General features: G+C 65.4%; 4 protein-coding genes. 1 reads left to right on the top strand and 3 read right to left on the bottom strand.

Annotation, left to right across the window (positions count from 1 at the left end):
• The 3 genes from dbpA to AC1D1P_RS16235 all read right to left on the bottom strand — a co-directional run.
• Positions 1 to 1,400: ATP-dependent RNA helicase DbpA (dbpA, locus tag AC1D1P_RS16245; RefSeq protein WP_477673681.1), on the bottom strand; the 1,400-nt coding region annotated here is incomplete at its 3' end.
• A gap of 23 nt (positions 1,401 to 1,423) precedes the next feature.
• Positions 1,424 to 2,704 (bottom strand): alpha-hydroxy acid oxidase, encoded by a 1,281-nt coding sequence (locus tag AC1D1P_RS16240; RefSeq protein WP_477673680.1) that lies wholly within the window; start codon positions 2,702 to 2,704, stop codon positions 1,424 to 1,426.
• 7 nt (positions 2,705 to 2,711) lie between these two features.
• A complete protein-coding gene (locus AC1D1P_RS16235; RefSeq protein ID WP_477673679.1) occupies positions 2,712 to 3,683 on the bottom strand; it encodes a Bug family tripartite tricarboxylate transporter substrate binding protein in 972 nt (323 codons plus the stop codon).
• Here AC1D1P_RS16235 and AC1D1P_RS16230 point away from each other — a divergent pair.
• The coding region (locus tag AC1D1P_RS16230; protein WP_477673678.1) for a helix-turn-helix domain-containing protein at positions 3,682 to 4,143 on the top strand (462 nt) is incomplete at its 3' end. The two genes, AC1D1P_RS16235 and AC1D1P_RS16230, sit on opposite strands and share 2 nt — an antisense overlap.

Raw genomic sequence — 4,143 nt, 5'->3', positions numbered from 1 at the left:
CCCTTGACCCGCCCGGTGGACAGCTTGTGCAGGGCTTCGGCGGCAATCTCGCGGTTCACCGCCACATAGGTGGAGAATTCATTCACGTTGATCTTGCCGACCTGCTCGCGCGTGAAGCCGGCCTCGCCGGTCAGCGCGCCCAGCACGTCGCCGGCGCGGATTTTTTCCTTGCGCCCGCCCACAATCTGCAGCGTCACCATGGGCGGCAGCAGCGGCTCATTGCTGGCGGGTGTCAGTTCGGTCAATTTGTGCCACTCGGATTCAGCCTTTTGCAGCACCTCGATTTTTCCGACATAACCCATCTCGTCCATGCTCGCCAGGCTGATGGCCCAGCCCTCTTCATCAGCGCGGCCAGTGCGGCCGATGCGGTGAATGTGCACTTCGGCGTCCGGCGTCACGTCGACGTTGATGACCATCGCGAGCTGCGCAATGTCCAGGCCACGGGCGGCCACGTCGGTGGCCACCAGCACCGAGCAACTGCGGTTGGCAAATTGCACCAGCACCTGGTCGCGCTCGCGCTGCTCCAGTTCGCCGAACAGCGCCAGCGCGCTAAAACCCTGCTCTTTCAAATAGGCCACCAGTGCGCGGCACTGCGACTTGGTGTTGCAGAACGCCAGCGTGCTGGCCGGGCGGAAATGCCGCAGTACCTGCGCAACGGCGCCCAGGCGGGCTTCGTCATGGTCGCTGTCGGGCACCTGGTACCAGCGCTGCTGGATCTTGGTCTTCTCATGCTGGGCCTGGACGGTGATGGTTTGCGCCGTCTTCATGAACTGCTGGCTTAGTTTGGCAATTCCTTCAGGATAGGTTGCCGAGAACAGCAGGGTCTGCCGCTCTTTGGGGCACTGCTTGGCGACGGTGACGATGTCCTCGAAGAATCCCATGTCCAGCATGCGGTCGGCCTCATCGAGCACCAGGGTGTTCAGCGCTTCCAGGGTCAAATTGCCGCGCGCCAGGTGGTCCATGATGCGGCCCGGCGTACCCACCACAATGTGCGCGCCGTTTTCCAGGCTGGCGGTCTGGTTGCGCAGCGGCACACCGCCACACAGCACCACCACCTTGGTGTTTTCCTCGGCCCGCGCCAGACGGCGGATCTCGGTCGCCACCTGGTCGGCCAGCTCACGCGTGGGGCACAGCACCATGGCCTGTATGGCAAAGCGCCGTGCATTGAGATTGGCCAGCAGAGGTATTGCAAAGGCGGCTGTCTTGCCGCTGCCGGTTTTGGCCTGCGCGATCAGGTCTTTGCCCAGCAGCGCCACCGGCAGGCTGGCAGCCTGGATGGGCGTCATGCTGAGGTAGCCGAGCTGCTGCAGGTTGGCCAGCACGGCGGCGTTCAGCGGCAAGCTGGCGAAGTCGGTATTGCCGGCGGAAGAAGGGAAAGAAGGGGAAGGAGAGGAGCTCATCCCCCATTATCGGTGCCGGGCCTTCAGCGGCCTGAACCTGGCTGCATTCGCAGCCCATGGTCACCCTCCCTCGCGAGTGCCAGGTCGCGCAACTGTGCACCGTGTACTTCCGAAATGGAGGTCAGACCGAGCAGGCCCAGATCACGCTGGACTTCGTCGGCCAGGATGCGGATCGCATGGCGCACACCCTCTTCGCCGGCGACGGCGGCCGCATAGTTGAACGGGCGGCCGACAAACACGAACCTGGCGCCGAGTGCGAGCGCCTTCAGGACGTCCGTCCCGCGCCGGATGCCGCTATCCATCATGACCGGGAAGTCGGCGCCAACCGCCCGGACGACCTCGGGCAGCACGCGCAGCGGCGAGACCGTGCCATCGAGCTGGCGGCCGCCGTGGTTCGACACGATCAGGCCGTCGGCGCCCATGTCCCGCACCTTGCGTGCGTCCTCGTGGTTCATGATGCCCTTGACCACCAGGATGCGCTTCCATTTGCGGCGGATGAGGGCCAGGTGCTCCCAGTCCAGGTGGTCCTTGGCGCCGAAGTCACGAGCCACCTGCGACGAGAGGATCGGAGCGCCACGGGTCGCGTACGAGTTCTCGAAGTGCGGCATGCCATGGATAACGAGCGTCCGCAGGAACGTGCCGATCGTCCAGCGCGGGTGGGTGAGCCCCTCCCACGCCAGGCGAAAGCCCGGTCGCAGGGGCGTGGAAAAGCCTGCACGGATGTTGTTCTCGCGGTTGGCGAGCACGGCGGTGTCGACCGTCAGCACGAGCGTCTYGACGCCCGCACGGTCGACGCGGTCGATCAACGCCTCGATCTTGGCGGTCTCGCCCGGCAGGTAAGCCTGGAACCAGGTCTCCGGGGCCGCGGCCATCACCTCTTCCAGCGGGATGAGTGAGGAGCCGCTCATGATCATCGGCACGCCCTCGGCCGCCGCTGCGCGGGCCTGCACGAGGTCGCCGCGATACGCACTGAGCGCACTGATGCCCATAGGCGCGATACCGAACGGTGATGTGTAGCGCCTACCGAGAAGGTCGACCGCCTGGCTGCGGCCGGACACGTTGCGCAGTACTCGCGTGACGAAACCGAACTCCAGGAATGCCGCGCGGTTATCGTGCAGCGAGGCCGAGTCTTCCGCTCCGCCGGCGATGTATTCAAAGAGCGGGCGCGGCAGGTGGCGCCGGGCGCCTGTCTCGAAATCCCGCAACGACAGGAATTTCCGCAAGCCCGGCGGCGCGGCGGGACGTGCTCCCGGCGACAGGCGCGTCACCCTCGGCACGGCCCCGGAAGWGGCGAGTTGCGACATACAGAGATCAGTTCACCTGGATGTTTGCTTCGCGGATCACCTTGTCCCAAAGTCCGGTTTCCTTGCGGATCATGTCGGTGAGCTCGGCCGCATCCGCAAGCTCGATGTCGACCCCCTGTTCTTCGAAACGCCTGGCCACCCCAGGGTCGAGCGACGCTTTTTTCATCGCCGCGTAGAGGCGCGCGACGACGGGTTCCGGCGTTCCGTTGGGCGCGAAGATGGCATTCCAGCTCTTGTAACCAAAGCCGCGAACGGTGTTCGAAATCAAGGGGATCCCCTTCAGAGGCGCTGCGGCGCTGGGGGCGGTGAGGCCGATGACGCGCAGCGAGCCGTTCTGGGCCATGCCGGTGAACGAAGGCATGGTTCCGAACATCGCGTGAATCTGGCCGGAGACAAGGTCCGTGGTCGCCGCCGAAGCCCCGCGGTACGGCACGTGCTTGATGTCGATCTGCGCGGCGCGCGCGAACAGTTCCGTGCCGAGGTGAGCCAATCCCCCGACGCCCGCAGAGCCGAAGTTCAGTTGGCCCGGATGTGCCCTGGCATACGCAACCAGCTCCGCGATCGTCTTGAACGGCATCTTCGCCGTCACCACCAGCACGTGTGGTGCCGTCGCGATCATCCCCACCGGCGTGAGCTGGGTCAGGATGTCCACGCGCGGCTTCTGCAGCAGGGGTTGTGCCGTGATGTTGCCGGAGGCGGCGAAGAGCAGCGTATGGCCATCGGCCTTCGAGCCTGTCACCTTCTGCATGGCAGGCACGCCGGCGCCGCCGCCGGCGTTCTCGATGATGAAAGGCTGTCCCAGGGCCGTGCTCATGGCCTGGGCCAGATCGCGACCGAGGACGTCCGTCGCGCCACCGGCGGCGAATGGAATCACCATCCTGGTCGAAACCGAAGAGGCGCCCTGCGCCCAGGCGCCGAACGCGGCGATTGCAGCCGCCGAAGCAAGGAAGCTACGGCGCCTGGCGTGCATGTTTGTCATGGAACGTGTCTCCTGGATCAAGGAGCGCATGATCCGAACAAAGATACAGGATAGGCAATGCGTTACGCCTGACGTAACGGTGCGCGGGCTTGAATACAATCCGGCCATGCCGCAAGAGTCCAGATTCAAGCCGCCGCATGCGACGCCGAAGCGACTTCTCGCGGACGGGCCGGTGGGAACCTCGACGCGTCCAGGCGACGAGAACGTCACGGCCGTGGCGCGTGCGCTGGCTATCCTCACTGCCTTCGAAGGCGACGAGCTCTTTCTCCCGCTGGCGGAGCTCGCACGCCGTACCAGCATGCACAAACCCACGGTGCTGCGGCTTGCGCGCACGCTCGCTGCAGCCAGATTCCTCGTCAGGCGCGAAGACGGTGCGTGGCGGCTCGGCCCTGCAGTAGGCTGGATGGGCTCCCGCTACCAGGCGCAGTTCGACCTCGACTCCGCCATCGAACCCATCCTT

It is taken from the genome of Polaromonas sp. P1_E1_2, assembly GCF_056406035.1.
The sequence above is the reverse complement of the archived record's forward strand: the minus strand, read 5'-3'. Positions and strand labels throughout refer to the sequence as shown.